The organism is Paenibacillus tyrphae (assembly GCF_027925525.1).
GTDB lineage: Bacteria > Bacillota > Bacilli > Paenibacillales > NBRC-103111 > Paenibacillus_G > Paenibacillus_G tyrfis_B.
In genome coordinates this window covers 19,513-36,358 of record NZ_BSDJ01000020.1, presented here as the reverse complement: position 1 = coordinate 36,358, position 16,846 = coordinate 19,513, and the positions used below count along the sequence as shown (strand labels likewise).

Annotated in this window: 17 protein-coding genes; 11 read left to right on the top strand and 6 right to left on the bottom strand. The window is 53.6% G+C overall.

Features of this window, described 5'->3' with window-relative positions:
- Nucleotides 1-40: 40 nt before the first annotated feature.
- From QMG93_RS22355 to QMG93_RS22340, 4 genes are all read left to right on the top strand, one after another.
- Nucleotides 41-541, top strand: coding sequence for a hypothetical protein (locus QMG93_RS22355; RefSeq protein ID WP_281940384.1), 501 nt, complete (start codon nucleotides 41-43; stop codon nucleotides 539-541).
- A gap of 92 nt (nucleotides 542-633) precedes the next feature.
- Nucleotides 634-1,308, top strand: coding sequence for a GNAT family N-acetyltransferase (locus QMG93_RS22350; RefSeq protein WP_281940382.1), 675 nt, complete (start codon nucleotides 634-636; stop codon nucleotides 1,306-1,308).
- A 229-nt stretch (nucleotides 1,309-1,537) separates the two neighbouring features.
- Nucleotides 1,538-3,691, top strand: coding sequence for a sensor histidine kinase (locus QMG93_RS22345; protein ID WP_281940380.1), 2,154 nt, complete (start codon nucleotides 1,538-1,540; stop codon nucleotides 3,689-3,691).
- A complete protein-coding gene (locus tag QMG93_RS22340) occupies nucleotides 3,688-4,398 on the top strand; it encodes a response regulator transcription factor (RefSeq protein ID WP_281940378.1) in 711 nt (236 codons plus the stop codon). The genes QMG93_RS22345 and QMG93_RS22340 overlap by 4 nt, the downstream gene beginning before the upstream one ends.
- A gap of 117 nt (nucleotides 4,399-4,515) precedes the next feature.
- On the opposite strand, the gene QMG93_RS22335 is transcribed toward QMG93_RS22340, so the two are convergent.
- Nucleotides 4,516-5,136, bottom strand: a complete 621-nt coding sequence (locus QMG93_RS22335) for a hypothetical protein (RefSeq protein WP_281940377.1) — start codon at nucleotides 5,134-5,136, stop codon at nucleotides 4,516-4,518.
- A 307-nt stretch (nucleotides 5,137-5,443) separates the two neighbouring features.
- Between QMG93_RS22335 and QMG93_RS22330 the strand changes: the two genes are divergently transcribed.
- The 3 genes from QMG93_RS22330 to rnhA all read left to right on the top strand — a co-directional run bounded on the left by QMG93_RS22330 (nucleotide 5,444) and on the right by rnhA (nucleotide 9,069).
- A complete protein-coding gene (locus QMG93_RS22330) occupies nucleotides 5,444-6,283 on the top strand; it encodes a glycosyltransferase family 2 protein (protein WP_281940375.1) in 840 nt (279 codons plus the stop codon).
- Between the two features lie 275 nt (nucleotides 6,284-6,558).
- Nucleotides 6,559-8,334, top strand: coding sequence for a DNA helicase RecQ (gene recQ, locus QMG93_RS22325; RefSeq protein ID WP_281940523.1), 1,776 nt, complete (start codon nucleotides 6,559-6,561; stop codon nucleotides 8,332-8,334).
- A 66-nt stretch (nucleotides 8,335-8,400) separates the two neighbouring features.
- On the top strand, nucleotides 8,401-9,069 hold the full coding sequence (rnhA, locus tag QMG93_RS22320) for a ribonuclease H (RefSeq protein WP_281940373.1): 669 nt from the start codon (nucleotides 8,401-8,403) through the stop codon (nucleotides 9,067-9,069).
- Between the two features lie 75 nt (nucleotides 9,070-9,144).
- Here rnhA and QMG93_RS22315 read toward each other — a convergent pair whose 3' ends face one another.
- Both QMG93_RS22315 and QMG93_RS22310 read right to left on the bottom strand, forming a co-directional pair.
- Nucleotides 9,145-9,390 carry a hypothetical protein gene (locus tag QMG93_RS22315; protein ID WP_010492983.1) on the bottom strand — a complete coding sequence of 82 codons (246 nt, stop codon included), beginning with the start codon at nucleotides 9,388-9,390 and terminating at the stop codon, nucleotides 9,145-9,147.
- A 596-nt stretch (nucleotides 9,391-9,986) separates the two neighbouring features.
- Complete coding sequence (locus QMG93_RS22310; RefSeq protein WP_281940371.1) at nucleotides 9,987-10,259, bottom strand: hypothetical protein; 273 nt, start codon at nucleotides 10,257-10,259, stop codon at nucleotides 9,987-9,989.
- A 385-nt stretch (nucleotides 10,260-10,644) separates the two neighbouring features.
- Between QMG93_RS22310 and QMG93_RS22305 the strand changes: the two genes are divergently transcribed.
- The 3 genes from QMG93_RS22305 to QMG93_RS22295 all read left to right on the top strand — a co-directional run bounded on the left by QMG93_RS22305 (nucleotide 10,645) and on the right by QMG93_RS22295 (nucleotide 14,864).
- A complete protein-coding gene (locus tag QMG93_RS22305; protein WP_281940369.1) occupies nucleotides 10,645-12,396 on the top strand; it encodes an ABC transporter ATP-binding protein in 1,752 nt (583 codons plus the stop codon).
- 30 nt (nucleotides 12,397-12,426) lie between these two features.
- Nucleotides 12,427-14,490: an ABC transporter ATP-binding protein gene (locus QMG93_RS22300; protein WP_413789320.1), complete on the top strand. Its 2,064-nt coding sequence runs from the start codon at nucleotides 12,427-12,429 to the stop codon at nucleotides 14,488-14,490.
- A 152-nt stretch (nucleotides 14,491-14,642) separates the two neighbouring features.
- A complete protein-coding gene (locus tag QMG93_RS22295; RefSeq protein ID WP_281940367.1) occupies nucleotides 14,643-14,864 on the top strand; it encodes a hypothetical protein in 222 nt (73 codons plus the stop codon).
- 31 nt (nucleotides 14,865-14,895) lie between these two features.
- Here the strand turns inward: QMG93_RS22295 and QMG93_RS22290 are convergent, their stop codons facing one another.
- Nucleotides 14,896-15,312 (bottom strand): hypothetical protein, encoded by a 417-nt coding sequence (locus QMG93_RS22290; protein WP_281940365.1) that lies wholly within the window; start codon nucleotides 15,310-15,312, stop codon nucleotides 14,896-14,898.
- A gap of 39 nt (nucleotides 15,313-15,351) precedes the next feature.
- Nucleotides 15,352-15,531: a hypothetical protein gene (locus tag QMG93_RS22285; protein WP_281940363.1), complete on the bottom strand. Its 180-nt coding sequence runs from the start codon at nucleotides 15,529-15,531 to the stop codon at nucleotides 15,352-15,354.
- Nucleotides 15,532-15,728: 197 nt separating this feature from the next.
- Between QMG93_RS22285 and QMG93_RS22280 the strand changes: the two genes are divergently transcribed.
- Entirely contained in the window at nucleotides 15,729-16,325 is a 597-nt protein-coding gene (locus QMG93_RS22280; RefSeq protein WP_281940361.1) for a stalk domain-containing protein, read from the top strand.
- An 18-nt stretch (nucleotides 16,326-16,343) separates the two neighbouring features.
- On the opposite strand, the gene QMG93_RS22275 is transcribed toward QMG93_RS22280, so the two are convergent.
- Nucleotides 16,344-16,808 carry a hypothetical protein gene (locus QMG93_RS22275; protein WP_281940359.1) on the bottom strand — a complete coding sequence of 155 codons (465 nt, stop codon included), beginning with the start codon at nucleotides 16,806-16,808 and terminating at the stop codon, nucleotides 16,344-16,346.
- Between the last annotated feature and the right edge of the window lie 38 nt (nucleotides 16,809-16,846).

The following is a 16,846-nucleotide window of genomic DNA, read 5'->3' as shown; positions in this document are numbered from 1 at the left end:
ACAGAAAATCAAAGCATTCGTTTCAGGAAGGAGGATCAAAATGAAATTAACGGTTAGGCAAAGAAAATGGCTGCTGTCAGCGCACATCCTATTCTCGGCCATCTGGCTCGGCAATTCGGTCGTATTTGTGGTTCTGGGCATCGTCTCCGCAACCACCGGCGATCCGGGAGTGCTGAACGCTTGCTATACCGTGATGCATCTGTTGTCGACCTCGTCGCTGCGGGCTTCGACGATCGGGACGGTCGTGACCGGCGTACTGCTTTCCGTACTCACGTCTTGGGGACTGTTCCGCTACTATTGGATTATCGCCAAAGAAGTGCTGACGCTGCTGTGCATCCTGCTGGGCGCGGTCGGGATGTACTTTTGGACGCTGCGGGCAGTAACGCTGATTCCGGCAAGCGGTATGGACGTCTGGCAGCAGCCGGACTTCGTCGTCAATAACGGGCAGTTGTGGGTGGGCATTGTGCTGCAAGTTCTGTCTCTTGCCGCGATGATTGTTCTGTCGGTTTGGAAGCCATGGGGGCGGCGAAAACAAAAGTGATGCTGTGTTGTAGAACCTTCTGTATCCCTATATAATGAAAGCTTAGACGCTTGTTTCAAGCAGCAGCAAGCTATCAGGGGAGGGTGAAGCCTGTGCAATACCATCGAATAACCGATATCGGCGACCCGTATTTTCGCCAAATGCACGAGCTGATGCAGCGCGTGTTTCCGCCGGAAGAAGTATTGGAATATGAGCTGTGGGCGGAGCCGCTTCAAGATCCGGGCATCCGGGTGTTCGTCGCTGTTCTGGACGGCGAAGTCGTCGGCGCGACGGAATACCGTTATTATGAAGATTTACAAGTTGCGATGACCGATTTTACGATTATCGGACGGGACGGCCTTGGCATCGGACCGTTTCTGGCGCGTCGCCGGATGGCCGATCTGCGTTCGGTCGTAGCGGCATGCGGAGGGACATTCCTTGGCATGTTCGCCGAAATCTACAATCCGCAATTGGTGGGCAAGCTGGAATTCGGAGGCGTGAATGCGATGAATTCGTTCGTCCGCCGCGAGGTGTTGGCGCATCTCGGTTACCGGAAGCTGGATACGGACTATGTGCACCCGTCCTGGCACAATGACGGGGAAGCGGTGCACGGGCTCGATCTTTGCTTCATGCCGATCGCGGATGAGGAGCAAGTCTCGGTTCCGGCCTCGTTGGTCTGGAGCTTTCTGGAGCGTTATTATGCGGTGCTCCCGCAAAAACCGGACGCATGGTACCGGATGGTTGAGAACCTCAAGCAGCGCGACAACGCCGCTTTGCTGCCCATTTGAGCTTTAGGTCCGAAGCACGGCCTGCATGAAAAAGCGGAAATCCGCTTTTTCGCGCAGGTCGTTTTTCCATTTTAAACCCATTTTTAAACCGGTTTTAAGCTGGGTCTGTTAGCATGGAATAACGGGAAAAGCTTGCTTGTAGCGGTGCCGATTTCTATTGACTCCGGATAGCGATTTGCTTATGGTAAGCTTATATCGATTGGATTTGGAAGCTCCGAGGAGCCTGCGAATGAGAAAAATAACAGTCTGGCTTTGCTTGTTTATCGTCGTGCTATCCCTGTGTGCCGCACCTTCCGCCCGGGCCCAGACTTCTGCCCCGGCTGCGGTCCGGGGCGTTCTTGATTTATCGGGTTGGCATTGGGAGCAGGACGGGCTTGTTGCGTTGAACGGGGAGTGGGAATGGTATTGGAGCCGTTTGCTGACACCGGCCGAGCTGGCTGCCGGTACGGGGGGCGATGCTCTGTCTTATACGAGGGTGCCGCAGGTGTGGCAGGGCCAAACCTACCAAGGGAGCAAGTTATCCGGGGATGGTTGTGCAACGTACCGACTTGTCATCCGAACAGCCGATGCCGACACCGGCAAAGATGTTGCTCTCTATATGCCCAGCGTAGCTACCGCGTACAAGCTGTGGATCGACGGGAAAGAGGCGGCTACGAGCGGAACGGTGGGGACAAACCGGGAGACGATGACGCCGACGAACGTCCCGAAGCCCGTATTTTTTCACCTGAGCGGCAGCGAAACCGAGATCGTCATCCAGGTGTCGAACTTCGTGCAGCGAAAAGGCGGGCTCTGGGAGCCGATCCGGATGGGCAGCGCCGATGCTGTGACGTTCCGCCGGGAGCTGTCTAACGCTATTGAACTGTTGATCGTTGGCAGCTTGTTCACGATGGGCTTATACCACCTTGGCCTGTTTGTGGCCCGCCGCAAAGACCGGGCCTCGCTTTATTTCGGATGCTTGTGTCTGGCGATCGGGGTTCGGACGGCCGTGACCGGGCAAACGCTCGCCGTCCGCTTCGCTCCCGGACTTCCGTGGGAGTGGCAGACGCATCTCGAATATTTGTCCGTCAGTCTGGGCGTGCTCATGTTCGTTCTGTACGTCGCTGCACGTTATCCCGTGGAAATGCGTCCGGTCTTGCGCCGCCCGATTGTCGCAATTCTTCTACTATACAGTTGCTTTATCGCCTTCACCCCCGCCCGGATTTACACGCACTCGATGCTTGCTTTTCAGCTTGCCATACTGGCGATTTTCGCTTATATCGGCTGCGTGTTTGTGTTGGCGTTCTTGCGGAAACGGGAGGGCGCTTTTCTCAACCTGCTGGCGATGAGCGTCTTTTTCGTTACGGCGCTCAATGATACGCTGTTCTACAACCAGGTGCTGAGCACCGGCGATTCCGTACAGTTCGGCATGATGTTCTACGTTTTGATGCAGGCGGTGGACCTGTCGCACCGGTTTTCCAAGTCGTTCGCTCACGTGGAGAAGCTATCCTCCGAGCTGCAGCGCTGGAACGAATCGCTCGAAGGCAAAGTGCGTGAGCGGACCGAGGCTCTTGAGATGACAAATGCGAGTCTCCACGAGGCGAATCGGGAGCTGGTCAAGATGGAGCAGTCCAGGCGGCATCTGCTCTCTAATATTTCCCATGAGCTGGGGACGCCACTGACCTTGATTCAAGGCTATATCAAAGCCGTGCTGGACCGGGTGGACGAGCCGAACCGCGACCGCTACTTGCAGCTCAGCTACGACAAGACGCTTATTTTGAACCGCATCATCGGCGATTTGTTTGAGCTGTCCAAGTTCGAAGCGGGCAAAATCCGCTTTGACTGCCAGTTCGTGCATCCGGTGCCTTTTGTCCGCGCGCTGTACGAAAAATACGAATGGACCGTGAAGCAGGACGGGTATTCGTTCGAGTTCATCGACTTGACGTCCGGACTTCCGGACGGTCAGGACGAAGAGGACGTGGCCTGGATCGATGTGGTGCGGATCGAACAGGTGGTTGTCAACCTGTTGTTTAACGCCCGTAAATTTACGCCGACGGACGGAACGATTCAAATCTCGGTCGAACGGGTCGGGCCTCCGGATCACGGTCAATCCGCCATCCGGGTAAGCGTGCAGGACACGGGCTTCGGGATTGACGAGGAGGATTTGCCTTTCGTATTTGACCGGTTTTACCGGGGGAAAAATTCGCGTAAAAACCGCTCGGCGGGCACCGGGCTAGGACTTGCCATCTGCAAGGAGATTATGGAGCATCACGGGGGGACGATTGGCGTGAATAGCCGGGTGGGAAGCGGCAGTACCTTTTTCTTTACGCTTCCGTTATCGGATGATCCTTTGAACCCATTTGCTGAGGGGGAAGGGGCCTTTCGGGAGGAGGAGCCGAAGGAATGACGGACGAAGCGAAAATTTTAATCGTGGACGACGACGAGGAGATCCGCGGCTTGATCGCGCTCTATTTGCAAAATCACGGCTTTCGGGTGCTCATGGCGGAGGAAGGCGGCCAGATCGTGGAACTGCTGCTCCGCGAGAAGCCCGATCTGATCATTCTGGACATCGTGCTGCCGGATACCGACGGCGTGCAGCTGTGCCGGCGCATCCGCGAGCATTCGGATATTCCGATCCTGTTCCTGAGCTGCAAACGGGAAGCGGACGATATTATCGCGGGCCTGGATACCGGCGGCGACGATTATATGACCAAGCCGTTCGACCCGCTCGTGCTGGTCGCCCGGGTCAAGGCCAATCTCAGGCGCCGGACGGCGTCGCCGCAGCAGACCAGGGAAAAAGCCGCGCTGCTCCGGTTCGGCGAGGTGGAAGCCAATCTGCATAATTACGAGGTGCGGGTTGGCGGAGAGCCGGTCGATTTGTTTGCCAAGGAGCGGCAGCTGTTGTTTTTTTTGCTGAAGCATCCGAATCAGGTGTTCAGTGCGGCACAGCTTCACGATCAGGTATGGGGCTGGGACAGCTTCAGCGACGAGCGGACGGTGATGGTGCATATCAGCAATTTGCGCCGCAAGCTCGAACGTGATCCTTCCGCGCCCCGGCATATCCGTACGGTTCGGGGATTCGGCTATCAGTTTTTTTTGGATGGCAAGCTGTAAAAGGGAGTTTAGGAGAAAGAAGTGGCGATTGGCGTTCAGCGAGGCGGGAACGGTTAACAAAACGAAGCGAAGCGAGTTCATTCCGGGATCGGGGTGAACTCGCTTCGTCTAGAGCGATCAATCTTCTTGCCGTGCCGCTTCCGCTTGCTCCAACTCGTCCAGCGCTTTCTCCAAGCCGTAGTTCAGCAGCAGCGTTTTGAAGCCTTTGCCGCGGTTTTCGGCGAGCGCATCCAGACGCAGCTTCAAATCTTTGCGGATGAACACTCGGTCCTTATCGTGCGTCTCGCTGCGCTCTTTCTTTTTGAGGCGGGTCTCCAGCAACTGCAGCACCGGAGCCGCATCCTCTGCCGTATCGGTCGCGGCTGATTTGACCTCGGCGGCAGCGACTGGCAAGGCCGGCTCGGCAGCCGGCTCTGCTGCCGCGGCAACCGTTAGCGTAGCTTCTTCCGCCAGCGGGGCCGCTTCGGGAGATTCTTGCGGCAGCGGCTCTGCCGGTTGCACGTCCGCAGCACCCTTGCGCTTGGAAGCACGCGGCTTCGCTGCCGTACCGCTCGTCTCCGTCGGCTGCGCGTCTGGTGTTGTTTTGGCGCCCCGCTTCCTCCGGGTGCCCGACTGCTGCCGTTCGGCTGTGACGGCCTCAGCGGAGGCGGCTTCGGCCCCCTCCAACAGCTTTCCGTTCATGTCGGTCTTCTCCGCGGCGTCCGAAAGGACGGGCGGCTCCTGTTTTCTTGGCGGCATGGCAGAATCCTCCTTCGTATAGTCCGGTCTAGCCGTTTCGGCAGTCTCGTCGAAAAGTTTTTCTACCGATCATTCCATGGCTTTCCTCCATTGTACCATAGGGCCGCAAGCGGCAAAATATGTTTCGCTGCTTCCGCGAGGAGGCTTGTTTCTTTCATGCAGTCCAACCTTCTGCAACCAATCGCAATCGCGCCTAAAGCTCCTTGACTCTTTTTGGCAGCATGGGGATCTCCTTTCGGCTAGTTTCCCTTTCGCCGATTTTTCGGTATAGTGTTCAGTAGAAGAAACGAGAGCGAGGGGAAGGGGAATGAATCGGCAGCCGTTGGTATCCGTCATTATTCCAACCTATAATCGGCTGGATTTTTTGGCCGAGCTGATCGAATCGTTGTGGCGGCAGACGTACCGTCATTTGCAGATTATTGTGGTCAACGATAACGGGGAACCGGTCGACGAGCTTAAGGAGCTGTATCCGGAGCTGGATTTGACCGTGGTCGATATGGAAAGCAATCTCAAGCATGTGCATGCGCGCAACCGCGGGCTGGAGCTGGTTCGGGGCGATTACATCATGCTGTGCGACGACGACGATTTGCTGCTCCCGTCCCATGTGGAGCGGATGCTGTGCGAAATTGAAGACAGCGATCTGGTGTATTCGGATGTGGAAATTTTCGATTATACTGTGGACGAAGGGATGCGCCGTGCGACGAAACGGTTCATATTCGCCTACGAGCACGACTTTGCGGCGATGCGGAGATTCTCGACGTTCTTCTCGTCGGGCTGCCTGTACCGGCCGGAGCTGCATGAGCGGCTCGGTCCGTTCGATACGGAGATGTATCATTACTGGGATTGGGATTTTTACCTGCGGGCGGCGGAGCAGTTCCGGGTCAAGCGGGTACCGGCGGCGAGCGCGCTTTATGCGTTTGCGGACAGCGGGAACAATATGTCCGGCAATTTAGAGGACATGCGTCCTTATCTGGACAAGCTGTCGGCGAAGCATGGGCTCGGGGAGCTGCCGACCAAAAATTTTTTCCTCCTGCTCGAGGAGCCGGAGGTCAAAGCGCGCCGTGCGGAGACGGAGCTGCTCTGGAACGGGGAGCCGATCGTATCGCGGCGGGCGAAACAAGCGGGAGGAGTAAGTAAGGAAGCATGAAACGACAAGATGATTGGTACGATCCGATGGACCCCGGACCTGCAGATCCGGGCCCGTCGGCTGACGATAGTTGGTACGAGCCGCCGGGCGATTTCGATTACCGGGACCCGCGGGAGACGGGCTGGGGAGCCGGAGGAGATGACCGCCAAGCCGGAAGACCGGCGGCAGGAAACACGGAATTCCGTAACCGGCGTCCCATACAGACGGATCTGTTCGAAGCTCCGTTCCGTCGGCCACAGGCGGTTAAGCGGCAGCCGGGTCAACCGATAGGAACGATGGCGGAAGCGCAGGAACTTTTGCGTAAATATTACGGATACCCGGATTTTCGCGACGGGCAGAAGCGGGTAATCGAAAGCCTGCTCAACGGGCGGGATACGCTCGGCATCATGCCGACAGGCGGAGGCAAATCGATCTGTTACCAGGTTCCGGCGCTGATGATGAGCGGAACGACGATTGTTGTTTCGCCGCTGATTTCGCTAATGAAGGACCAGGTGGACGGGCTCGACAGCATCGGCGTGCCTGCGGCCTATATCAACAGCTCTTTGTCGTATGCGCAGGTGGAGATGCGTATCCGCAAAGCCGAGCGCGGCGAGTACAAGCTGCTCTATGTCGCGCCGGAACGGCTCGAATCGGAGCGCTTTCTGAACCTGCTCGCCGGGCTCGTCGTGCCGATGGTGGCCGTGGACGAGGCGCACTGCGTGTCCCAGTGGGGACACGACTTCCGCCCGAGCTACATGCGGATTAATGAGCTGGTCTCGCATCTGCCGGACCGACCGCTGCTGGCCGCTTTTACGGCGACGGCGACGGACCAGGTGCGCGAGGATATCGTGAAGCACTTGAAGCTGAGCGAGCCGCAAGTGTTCGTGACCGGCTTTGCGCGGGAGAACCTTTCGTTTTCGGTCATTAAAGGCGAAAACAAGCGCGACGTGCTGATGGGATACATCCGCGAGCATGCCGGGGAAGCGGGCATCGTCTACGCGGCGACGCGCAAGGAAGTCGACCAGCTGTGCGAATATTTGCTGCGCCAAGGTGTGGCCGCGGGCAAATACCACGCTGGTTTGACGGATAAGGAACGCGCAGACGCGCAGGAGCGGTTCCTATACGACGAGGTGCGCGTCATGGTGGCGAGCAACGCGTTCGGGATGGGCATCGACAAGTCGAACGTGCGGTACGTCGTCCATTTTAATATGCCGAAAAATATGGAAGCCTATTACCAGGAAGCCGGACGGGCGGGCCGTGACGGCGAGCCGAGCGACTGCATGCTGCTGTTCAGCCCGCAGGACATTCATATCCAGAAGTTTTTGATCGAGCAGTCCGTCTCGGACCCCGAGAGGCAGGCGCAGGAGTACCGGCGGCTTCAGCAGATGGCCGACTACTGCCATACGCCGCAGTGCCTTCAGCGCTACATTGTCCGCTATTTCGGCGGGGAAGCGGAAGAAGACTGCGGACAGTGCAGCAACTGCGTCAGCCCGGATATGGAGCTGACGGATATTACGCTCGAAGCGCAGCAGATTTTCTCCTGCGTCAAGCGTATGCGGGAGCGGTTCGGCATGACGCTAGTCGCTTCGGTGCTCAAGGGCTCGCGCAATAAGAAGGTGCTGGATTTCGGCTTCGACAGCCTCAGCACCTACGGGTTGATGCGGACCCGAACGGAAAAAGACATCGTCGACCTGATCCAGCTCCTTGTCGCCGAAGGTTATTTGCAGCTCACGGAAGGCAAATACCCGGTGCTCCGGCTGTCGTCGAAGGCATCCGATGTGCTCAGCGGCAAGGAACGGGTCGTACAGCGCATCCGGTTGAAGCCGTCCGCGCCGGTCGTTCAGGACGTCGAAGCGGAGCTGTTCGACGAGCTGCGGAAGCTGCGCACAGAGATTGCGAAGCGGGAAGGCATCCCGCCATATATCGTGTTCCCGGACAGCACGCTGCGCGAGATGTGCGGCGTACAGCCGACAAACCCGGCGGCCATGCTCAAGATCAAGGGCGTCGGAGAAGCGAAGTTTTTCAAGTACGGGGCGTATTTTATCGAGTTTTTCAAGCAGCGTCAGGGGTAGCGGCGATTTCGGACGGCGCGGCGATACCGTCATAGGGAACGTCGGGCTGAACCAAGGAGGAACACTGTGGCAAAATCGAAGTATTATGTCGTATGGGAAGGGCGTCAGCCCGGTATTTATAAAACGTGGGCCGAATGCCAAGCCCAGACGAACGGATTCCCGCAGGCCAAGTTTAAGGCGTACGAGAGCGAGGCGGAAGCCAAAGCGATGCTCGCTGCCGGCTGGAAGAAGGCGTTCGGCACTGCGGCGCGCGCGGGAGCCGGCACCGGCGGTGCGGGCAAGAGCGGCGGACGGACCTCCAAGGCCGGAGGCGCGGAGGCTGCGGGCGAGTACGAGCCCGAGAGCCTGTCCGTCGATGTAGGGTGCAGCGGCAATCCCGGTATCGTTGAGTACAAAGGCGTGTACACGCGCACCGGCGAAATCGTGTTTCAGCAGAAGCCGATTTCTAAAGGCACGAACAACATGGGCGAATTTCTCGCGATTGTCCATGGGCTCGCTTATTTGAAGCGAAAAGGCAGCGACATGACGATCTACAGCGATTCGGTGACGGCAATCAGTTGGGTGCGCAATAAAACGGTCGCTTCCACCTTGGTGCGGGACGTATCGACCCAAGAGATCTGGGAGCTTGTGGAGCGCGCGGAAGCTTGGCTGCGCAGCAACACCTACAAGAACAAAATCATCAAGTGGAACACGAAAGCATGGGGCGAGATCAAGGCGGATTACGGCCGGAAATAATGCTCCAAATCCACGCCAAAAAGCGCTTCTCCGCGACAGGGGAAGCGCTCTTCTTTTCGCACGACAACGCTCAGCTCATTTATCGCCTCGGTCGATATGCAGCCGCGGTTTCGTGTTATTTTTCGTGTCCTTATACATCTCTTCCTCTTGGCTTTCGAGCGGAAGGCTGACAAGCTCCCACTCGGTCTGTCCCATCGCCTCGTCGTAAGGAAATTCGTCGCCGCGCTTGAGCGTTTCCTCCCGGCCCCACTCGTTCGAGTAAATGCCATCCGTTTCGACTTCTTCGCCGGATACCGGAGGCATGCTTTTGTCGTTTGCCATCTTTGCCATAACCCTCCTTAAACGTCGCTTCGCCCGTTAGTATGCCCGGATGGCCTGGAAGTATGACGCACGAAAATAGGGACCCTGCTTATCCGTGATAACCAGAATCCCTATGTTGGTATAGGTTGCTTATTCAATTTTCGAAAAACACACTCCAATCAAGCTGTCGTTAGGGTACGCGAACGAGTAACAGGTCTTATCGGATTCCCGCATGCCCTCGGTATAGCCTTCATTCGGTGCGCGTACAGTACGGATTTCAGGTAAGCGCGGCGGGGCATGCTTCGCTTCCTTACTTCAATGGACTATCCCCTTTCCCTTGTTTATTTTTATATCAATTCCAATCCGGTACCACTAAACTCTTTAACCAAATCCGGATTGAAAGATATAAACGATACAAACTTCGGTGTGAATCAGGGTGATATCCGTAGCTTAATCAAGTGAATCATTTGTCTTGCTTACTGTTAGGATAGCCTATTATTAAATTATTGTAAATATTCAGAATAATTAGTTATTTGCTGATAATCCTAATATTTCTCGCGAATTCGTCATTTTTCTTCTTTATTCTTAGAATTTCTACTACGGATTATGCTGGATTGCTATTGAAGTTCCTCGCTTTGCAATAAAAACGATCGTAATTTGATCCCATCTTGGACACCCTTCATATAAAGCCACTCCTTCTGAATGGATAGGAGCTGCGTGTTTAGGTCAATAAGGGAAAGAACGGAGCTATTTGTCCCTGATAAATTTAAGAGATCCTTCTCTAATTTATGCAGTTGCTCTTTCAATACGGTGACTTCACTTATTTTTTCCGATTGCGCGGATAACTCATCGAATCGTATAAGTAGAGCTTCTCTTATCCAATTAACCATCTTATCGGACTCCCTTTAATTCTAAATTTTTGGTATCGTCCACACCTCTTATTCAATTAAGTATAGATAACTGGATTCTTAATAAACATCTGTTAATAGATATTATTTTTTCGATAATTAATAGTTATAAATATTATTTCTTGTAAAACATAGGCATACAGATTCGCGATTTGCGCAAAGAAAGAGGATTGTCCCAAGAATTGTTCGTTTGACTTTTCCTACGAAGTATGTGGTAACAAAATTCATTTCATAAAAAAATTCCCGGTGGCAAGACGCCCATAATATGGTATGGTATTAGAGTGAAAAGCGAATGTATGTTTCCTATACAGAGAAATCGGATGCTCTAAACAATTTCAACTTTGGAGAGAGAAAGAGGTGGATTCCTTTGTCGTTTGTCGGGCGTCTTGCCTGGTTTTTTCGCGACCGCTGGGGGCCGTATGCACTGGCTATCGTGCTGATGGCTGCGGTCAGCGTGCTGAATGTTTTGCCGCCGCGGATGATCGGAAGCGTTATTGACCACATCCGCACCGGTTCTTTGACCGCCGAAGGGCTGCGGCAGAGCGTGCTGCTGCTCATCGGTCTGGCCGTTGTACTGTATATCATGATCTACGTATGGATTACGACGCTGTTCGGCAATTCGCTGCTGCTCGAAAAGCTGCTGCGAAGCCGTTTGACCGCTCATTTGACTCGGATGTCGCCGTCGTTTTTCCAGCGCAACAGCACCGGGGAATTGATGGCTCTAGCCACCAACGACGTGCCGGCCATCGGCCAGACGGCCGGTTACGGCGTCATGACGCTTGTGAATACGATTGTCGGCACGACGGTCGTGCTCGTGACGATGATTTCGTTCATCAGCTGGAAGCTGATGCTGGCGGCTCTTCTGCCGCTGCCGCTGCTTACGGTGCTGATCAGCGTCCTCGGTAAGCATATGCGAAAGCGGTTCATTGCCGCGCAGACGGCGTTCGGACGGATGAACGATCAGGCGCTGGAGTCGATTTCCGGCATGCGCGTGATCCGCTCGTACGTGCAGGAGGAGCACGACCTCGACGCATTTGACCGGATCACCCGCGACGTGATGGATAAGAACGTCCGCGTGGCCGCCATCAATGCTTTGTTCCATCCTGCCATCTCGCTGATCGTTGGCCTGAGCTACGTTATCGGCATCGGGTACGGAGCGTATCTGGTGTTCCATAACGACATTACGCTCGGGCAGCTCATATCGTTTAACATTTATCTCGGTATGCTGATCTGGCCGATGATCGCTTTCGGCGAGTTCATCAACGTGCTGCAGCGCGGAACAGCTTCCGTCGACCGCTTGACGCGCAGCTTTGAGCAGCAGCCCGACGTGCAAAATCCTGCTCATCCGGTAGAGGTCGGCCGTCCGGAATCGATCGAGCTGCGGAACCTTACGTTCCGCTATCCGGGAGCGGCCCAGGACAGTTTAACCGGCGTTTCCTTGCGGCTGAAGCGCGGGCAGACGCTCGGCATCGTAGGACGGACCGGCAGCGGCAAAAGCACCTTGCTGAAGCAACTGCTGCGCTTCTACCCGGCTCCGGCCGGCAGTGTATGTCTCTCGGATGTGCCGATTGAGGAGCTGGCGATCGAGCACGTGCGCGGCTGGATCGGCTACGTATCGCAGGAGCACCTGCTGCTGTCCAAGTCCGTGCGCGACAACATTGCGCTGGGGCATCCGGACGCTTCGCCGGAGGAAATCGGCCGGGCCATTGAGATGGCTTCCTTTACACAGGATGTGGAGCAACTGCCCGAAGGGCTGCAAACGATCGTAGGCGAGAACGGCGTCATGCTGTCCGGCGGACAAAAGCAGCGGGTAAGCATTGCGCGCGCTTTGTTGACCGACCCGGAAATTCTTATTCTCGACGACTCGCTGTCCGCCGTGGACGCCCGCACCGAAAGTGCCATCCTCGGTCACATTCGTGCGGAGCGCGCCGGGAAGACGACGCTGATCGCTACGCACCGGCTGTCCGCCGTCATGCATGCCGACTGGATCGTCGTGCTGGAGGACGGACGCATTGCGGAGGAAGGCACACATGAGCAGCTGCTGCAGCGCGGCGGCTGGTACAAGGAGCAGTTCGAGCGTCAGCAGCTTGAAGCAAGCTTGCTGGACGCTTCATCATAGGGCCGTGATTCCAGGCCAACCGGGAAGGACGTGAGTCATATCGCCATAGAAACGAACGAATCATCGGGAAAACCCATTTTGCGCAGGCTGCTCGGTTACGCGCTTCTTTTTAAATACCGTATCGCGGTAGCGCTGCTGGTGCTCTGCTGTGCGGTCGGCGCGGAGCTGGCCGGACCGTTTATCGCCAAAACGATCATCGACCGTCACATCGGCGCCATCGGGCTGCCATGGGTTGAAATCGCCTCCGGCCTTGATCTGCCCAAAGAAGAGGTCAAGCGGGTGCAGATGGATGGGAGCTTCTACATTCGTCAGGATTGGATGGAGGAAGCGGAACGCCGCGGTGCCGTCTTTAACCGGTCCTTGATGAAGAGTGCGTGGATTTCGCAACAGGAGGACGGCTTGTACTTGGTGCGCTATTCTGCCCTTCTGAGTAGCCAAAGTTCGCCGGACAGCGGCAAAAGTATCCGCAAGCTGTCTGCGTCAGAGACGGCACAGTTTTACCAGTATGACGTCGGTCCGGTTGCTCGCTGGCTGGGGCTGTTTGTCGCTCTGCTTGCGCTTGGCAGCATTCTGCATTACGTTCAGGGCTTGACGCTGCAGACGACGGCGCTGCGCATCATCCAGCGGATGCGGATGGATTTGATGCGCCACATTCAGCGGATGCCGATCCGCTATTTCGATAATACGCCGATCGGGCAGGTCGTATCGCGGATAGCCAACGATACGGAAGCGATCCGCGATCTGTTCATGAGCTTTATGGCGACGTTCGTGGTGAGCACGATCAACATCGTAGGCATCTACATTGCTTTATTTTTGCTTGATGTCAAGCTGGCGCTCGTCACGCTGCTGCTGCTTCCGTTGTTTGCCGTCGTTATGTTCATTCATTTGAAATTTTCGCAAAAGTACGTCGCCATCATGCGGGCTCGGCTGAGCGATATGAACGCGATGATCAGCGAATCGATCGCGGTCATGCCGATCCTGCAAGCGTTTCGGCAGGAGAAGAACCGCCTGCGGGAGTTCGATGCGCTCAATGAGGACCGTTACCGGAACCATATCAAGCAGAACCGCGTATTTTCGCTGTCCTCGCGCAATTTCACGGGACTTGTCGGGGCCTTTTTTACCGCCGGGGCCATCTGGTATTTCGGCGGGCAATCGCTCCAGACCTCGATCTCGTTCGGTGTGTTCTACGCGTTTATCGATTATACGGGGCGGCTTTTCCAGCCGATCATCGGCATTTTCGACCAAATGCTGAATGCGCAGCGGGCCGTCGTGTCGGCGGAAAAAGTGTTTCACCTGCTCGACATCGAAGGCACCGAAGTCGCTTCGTCGGACGCGGTACCGCGTCCGGAAGGCCACGTCGTCTTCGACAACGTCACCTTCGCCTACAAAACCGGAGAGCCTGTACTTCGCGGCATTTCGTTCGAGGCGCGAAAAGGCGAGACTATCGCGCTTGTCGGGCATACCGGCTCGGGCAAAAGCTCGATCATGAACCTGCTGCTCGGCTTCTACGAGCCGACGGAAGGGGAAATCCGCGTCGACGGAACGGAAATCCGTACGATCTCGAAGCAGGCGCTGCGCAAGCATATGGGCATCGTGCTGCAGGATCCGTTCTTGTTCGCAGGCGACATCAAGTTCAACGTGAGCCTGTACAACGAACGGATCGGGCCAGAACAGGTTCGCCAGGCGCTCAAGGATGTCGGCGCAGCCTCCTTCGTCGAGCAACTGCCCGGCGGCGTAGACGAACCGGTGGTCGAGCGGGGCAGCACGTTGTCTGCCGGACAGCGGCAGCTCATCTCCTTCGCGCGGGCGCTCGCCTTCGACCCGGCCATCCTCATTCTCGATGAGGCGACGGCCAGCATCGACAGCGAGACGGAGGGACTCATTCAGGAGGCGTTGCGGGTCGTCAGCGAAGGCCGAACGACGTTCGTGATCGCCCACCGGCTGTCCACGATCCGCGAAGCCGATCAAATTCTCGTGCTCCATCGCGGCGAGATCGTCGAACGGGGCAATCACGAGCAGTTGATGCGGCTGCAAAGGCGATACTACCGCATGTACCAGCTCCAATCCGGCAGTGCGGCTCAGACGACGGCTTGATGTGCAAAAGCAAAAGGGGATTCGATGGCGCTACAAGCTGCGCTACGAATCCCCTTGTTTTTTTCGAACATGTATTTAAAATTATGGTCGCAAATAACTGGAAATATGGTAAAATGGTCCTGATTTTCATTTCGAAATGAAGGAGGACAACCATGAAAAAACTGATCCTGCTCATGATGAGCGCCGTGCTCGCATTCAGTTTCGCCGGTTCTGCTTCCGCGGCAACAAAAGTAACAAGCTACACCAAGAAAAACGGCACTCACGTCCAATCCCATAATCGATCCAACAAAGACAAGAGCTTCATGAACAATTGGAGTACCAAAGGTAACACCAACCCTTACACCGGAAAAAAAGGTACGAAGACACATAAGTAATGATCACGCCCCCTCCGAAGGGGGTTATTTTTTATTGTTTATTCAGCAGCATAAGAATGTTGTCCATAGTTTCGCGATTATTGGGCTCTGCCAAACCTTGCATTAGTCTTTCTTTATCGGCCAAATTTTTTTGATTAGCGTAGAGACTCCTGAATTGATTAATAAGCTCTGCCGTTGTGCCTGTTATATTGCTGCTCTCATGATTATACGATGAATGTTTGGATAATGCGTGTGCTTTGGATGCATGTTCGATCGCCGTTAAATAACCGGTATAGTTTCCATCGCCAACAGCATCAAGAGAGCCCGAAATTCTTCCTATAGACGCTTTAAAATCTAGATCAATCTTTTGCTGCTTATTATTCGAGATCATTTGATTCTTAATCAAGTAAACATTTAATGCTAATGAGACGATTAAACAAATGCTTAAGATGAATTTTGACATTTTCATTACCTATCACACCCTTTAAGATTGACGATGAACTAGTATCTAGTCTGCTGACATTATAATACAACCTAAGGTTACCCAAACTAGGATAGAAAAAAGTATCGAAACGGCCACCCTCCGCCTTTCTTTTCCTTCGACAAAGCACCCAATAAACAGATACATAAAAAAGAATGCAATTATTGGGCTGGCAATAATAGCTAAGAAAAGCCATAGTTTTTCCATAAAATTTCTCCTTTAAAGTGGATCTATAGAGTGGTCTGATCTTTCGATCATTTGGATTAAGTGGAGTAGGACATCTGAAAGAGGAATTATACTTTGCTTCGCAGCAACGGATGATCAAACAGATTTTTGAAGGAAGCAACTTTGTTGTGCCAGTAGCGTCTAACAAATTATACCAATATTGTGGAGGTTAATACAAAATGAGGAAGTATGTAATCGGATTTGTGTGCGGAGCATGTGTTTCCATGTCAACGATGGTTTATGCCTCGGATGCCATTCAAGCGTTCTTATTTCCAGTGAAGATCAGTTTCAATGACAAGAGAATGGAGATGAGCGAATACAAGGTATTGAAATACGATAACCATGCCTATGTCCCTATTCGATTCATTGCAGAAAATATAGGGATATCGATAAATTATAACGCTAACCTCAATGAAATTACCTTAAAAGATGCCCCGGCTGTTCCGATCCCTTTGTCCACCATATTAAAAAGCGATTTTAATAACATTACAAAAATCGAAGTGAAGTATGGAGATAGCGGAGAAGTAGTGAAAATCAACGATGCACAAACAATTGGTGATATTTCCAACAAATTGAAAGAAATAAAACTCCGTAAAAAAAGCGATCAATCCCGTAGTTTTGGATATTTATATTACCTTACGATCAGTGACGGGGACAAAGAATTAACGTATACCAGCACTCTATCATTAGAAGATGTGAATTATGAATTAACCCCATTATCAAATGAGCTGGACAAATACATTTTAGCATTAAGGTATAAGGTCAAGGCGAGCTAACTTATTCCTCAGTGCCAATCATTTTCTGTTATCAATACGTATACCTGCAATTGAGATTACAGTAGTGATAATGAGAATGAGGATTAGAACCGGAAAAACAACGTAACCACCGGCAATTTCCGTGCTTTCATCTAACCAGTAAGCGAAAAAATTAAATAGCAGCGAACAACCGACAAATGCATAGATAAATAAAGTGGAAGTGGTCTTTTTTTCAAGAATATGCAATGAAAATGCCGCTATTGAAATAGGGACAATGAACATGGCAAATGCGATATTGTATTCGTGGGAGTTTCCAAAATGTAAAGGACCTAAAGAACAAGAGACGGAAATAGCCCATTTTACAAAGATCAAACTATACTTATTTAATTTATACTTACGGGTTCCATTTTCCTCTATTACCTTTTTGACTAGTTTATATAGTAAATAACAGAATCCAAGCAATAAAGCTATGATTAAAAGAATGCAGGAATAAAGAATGATCATATTTATCTCCTTCTCGTTTTTATTAGCAGATTAACCTT

Coding starts and splice junctions, on each gene's coding strand:
- QMG93_RS22355 (WP_281940384.1), top strand. CDS start 41: ATGAAATTAACGGTTAGGCAAAGAAAATGGCTGCTGTCAGCGCACATC.
- QMG93_RS22345 (WP_281940380.1), top strand. CDS start 1,538: ATGAGAAAAATAACAGTCTGGCTTTGCTTGTTTATCGTCGTGCTATCC.
- QMG93_RS22340 (WP_281940378.1), top strand. CDS start 3,688: ATGACGGACGAAGCGAAAATTTTAATCGTGGACGACGACGAGGAGATC.
- QMG93_RS22335 (WP_281940377.1), bottom strand. CDS start 5,136: ATGCCGCCAAGAAAACAGGAGCCGCCCGTCCTTTCGGACGCCGCGGAG.
- QMG93_RS22330 (WP_281940375.1), top strand. CDS start 5,444: ATGAATCGGCAGCCGTTGGTATCCGTCATTATTCCAACCTATAATCGG.
- recQ (WP_281940523.1), top strand. CDS start 6,559: ATGGCGGAAGCGCAGGAACTTTTGCGTAAATATTACGGATACCCGGAT.
- QMG93_RS22315 (WP_010492983.1), bottom strand. CDS start 9,390: ATGGCAAACGACAAAAGCATGCCTCCGGTATCCGGCGAAGAAGTCGAA.
- QMG93_RS22310 (WP_281940371.1), bottom strand. CDS start 10,259: ATGGTTAATTGGATAAGAGAAGCTCTACTTATACGATTCGATGAGTTA.
- QMG93_RS22295 (WP_281940367.1), top strand. CDS start 14,643: ATGAAAAAACTGATCCTGCTCATGATGAGCGCCGTGCTCGCATTCAGT.
- QMG93_RS22290 (WP_281940365.1), bottom strand. CDS start 15,312: ATGAAAATGTCAAAATTCATCTTAAGCATTTGTTTAATCGTCTCATTA.
- QMG93_RS22285 (WP_281940363.1), bottom strand. CDS start 15,531: ATGGAAAAACTATGGCTTTTCTTAGCTATTATTGCCAGCCCAATAATT.
- QMG93_RS22280 (WP_281940361.1), top strand. CDS start 15,729: ATGAGGAAGTATGTAATCGGATTTGTGTGCGGAGCATGTGTTTCCATG.
- QMG93_RS22275 (WP_281940359.1), bottom strand. CDS start 16,808: ATGATCATTCTTTATTCCTGCATTCTTTTAATCATAGCTTTATTGCTT.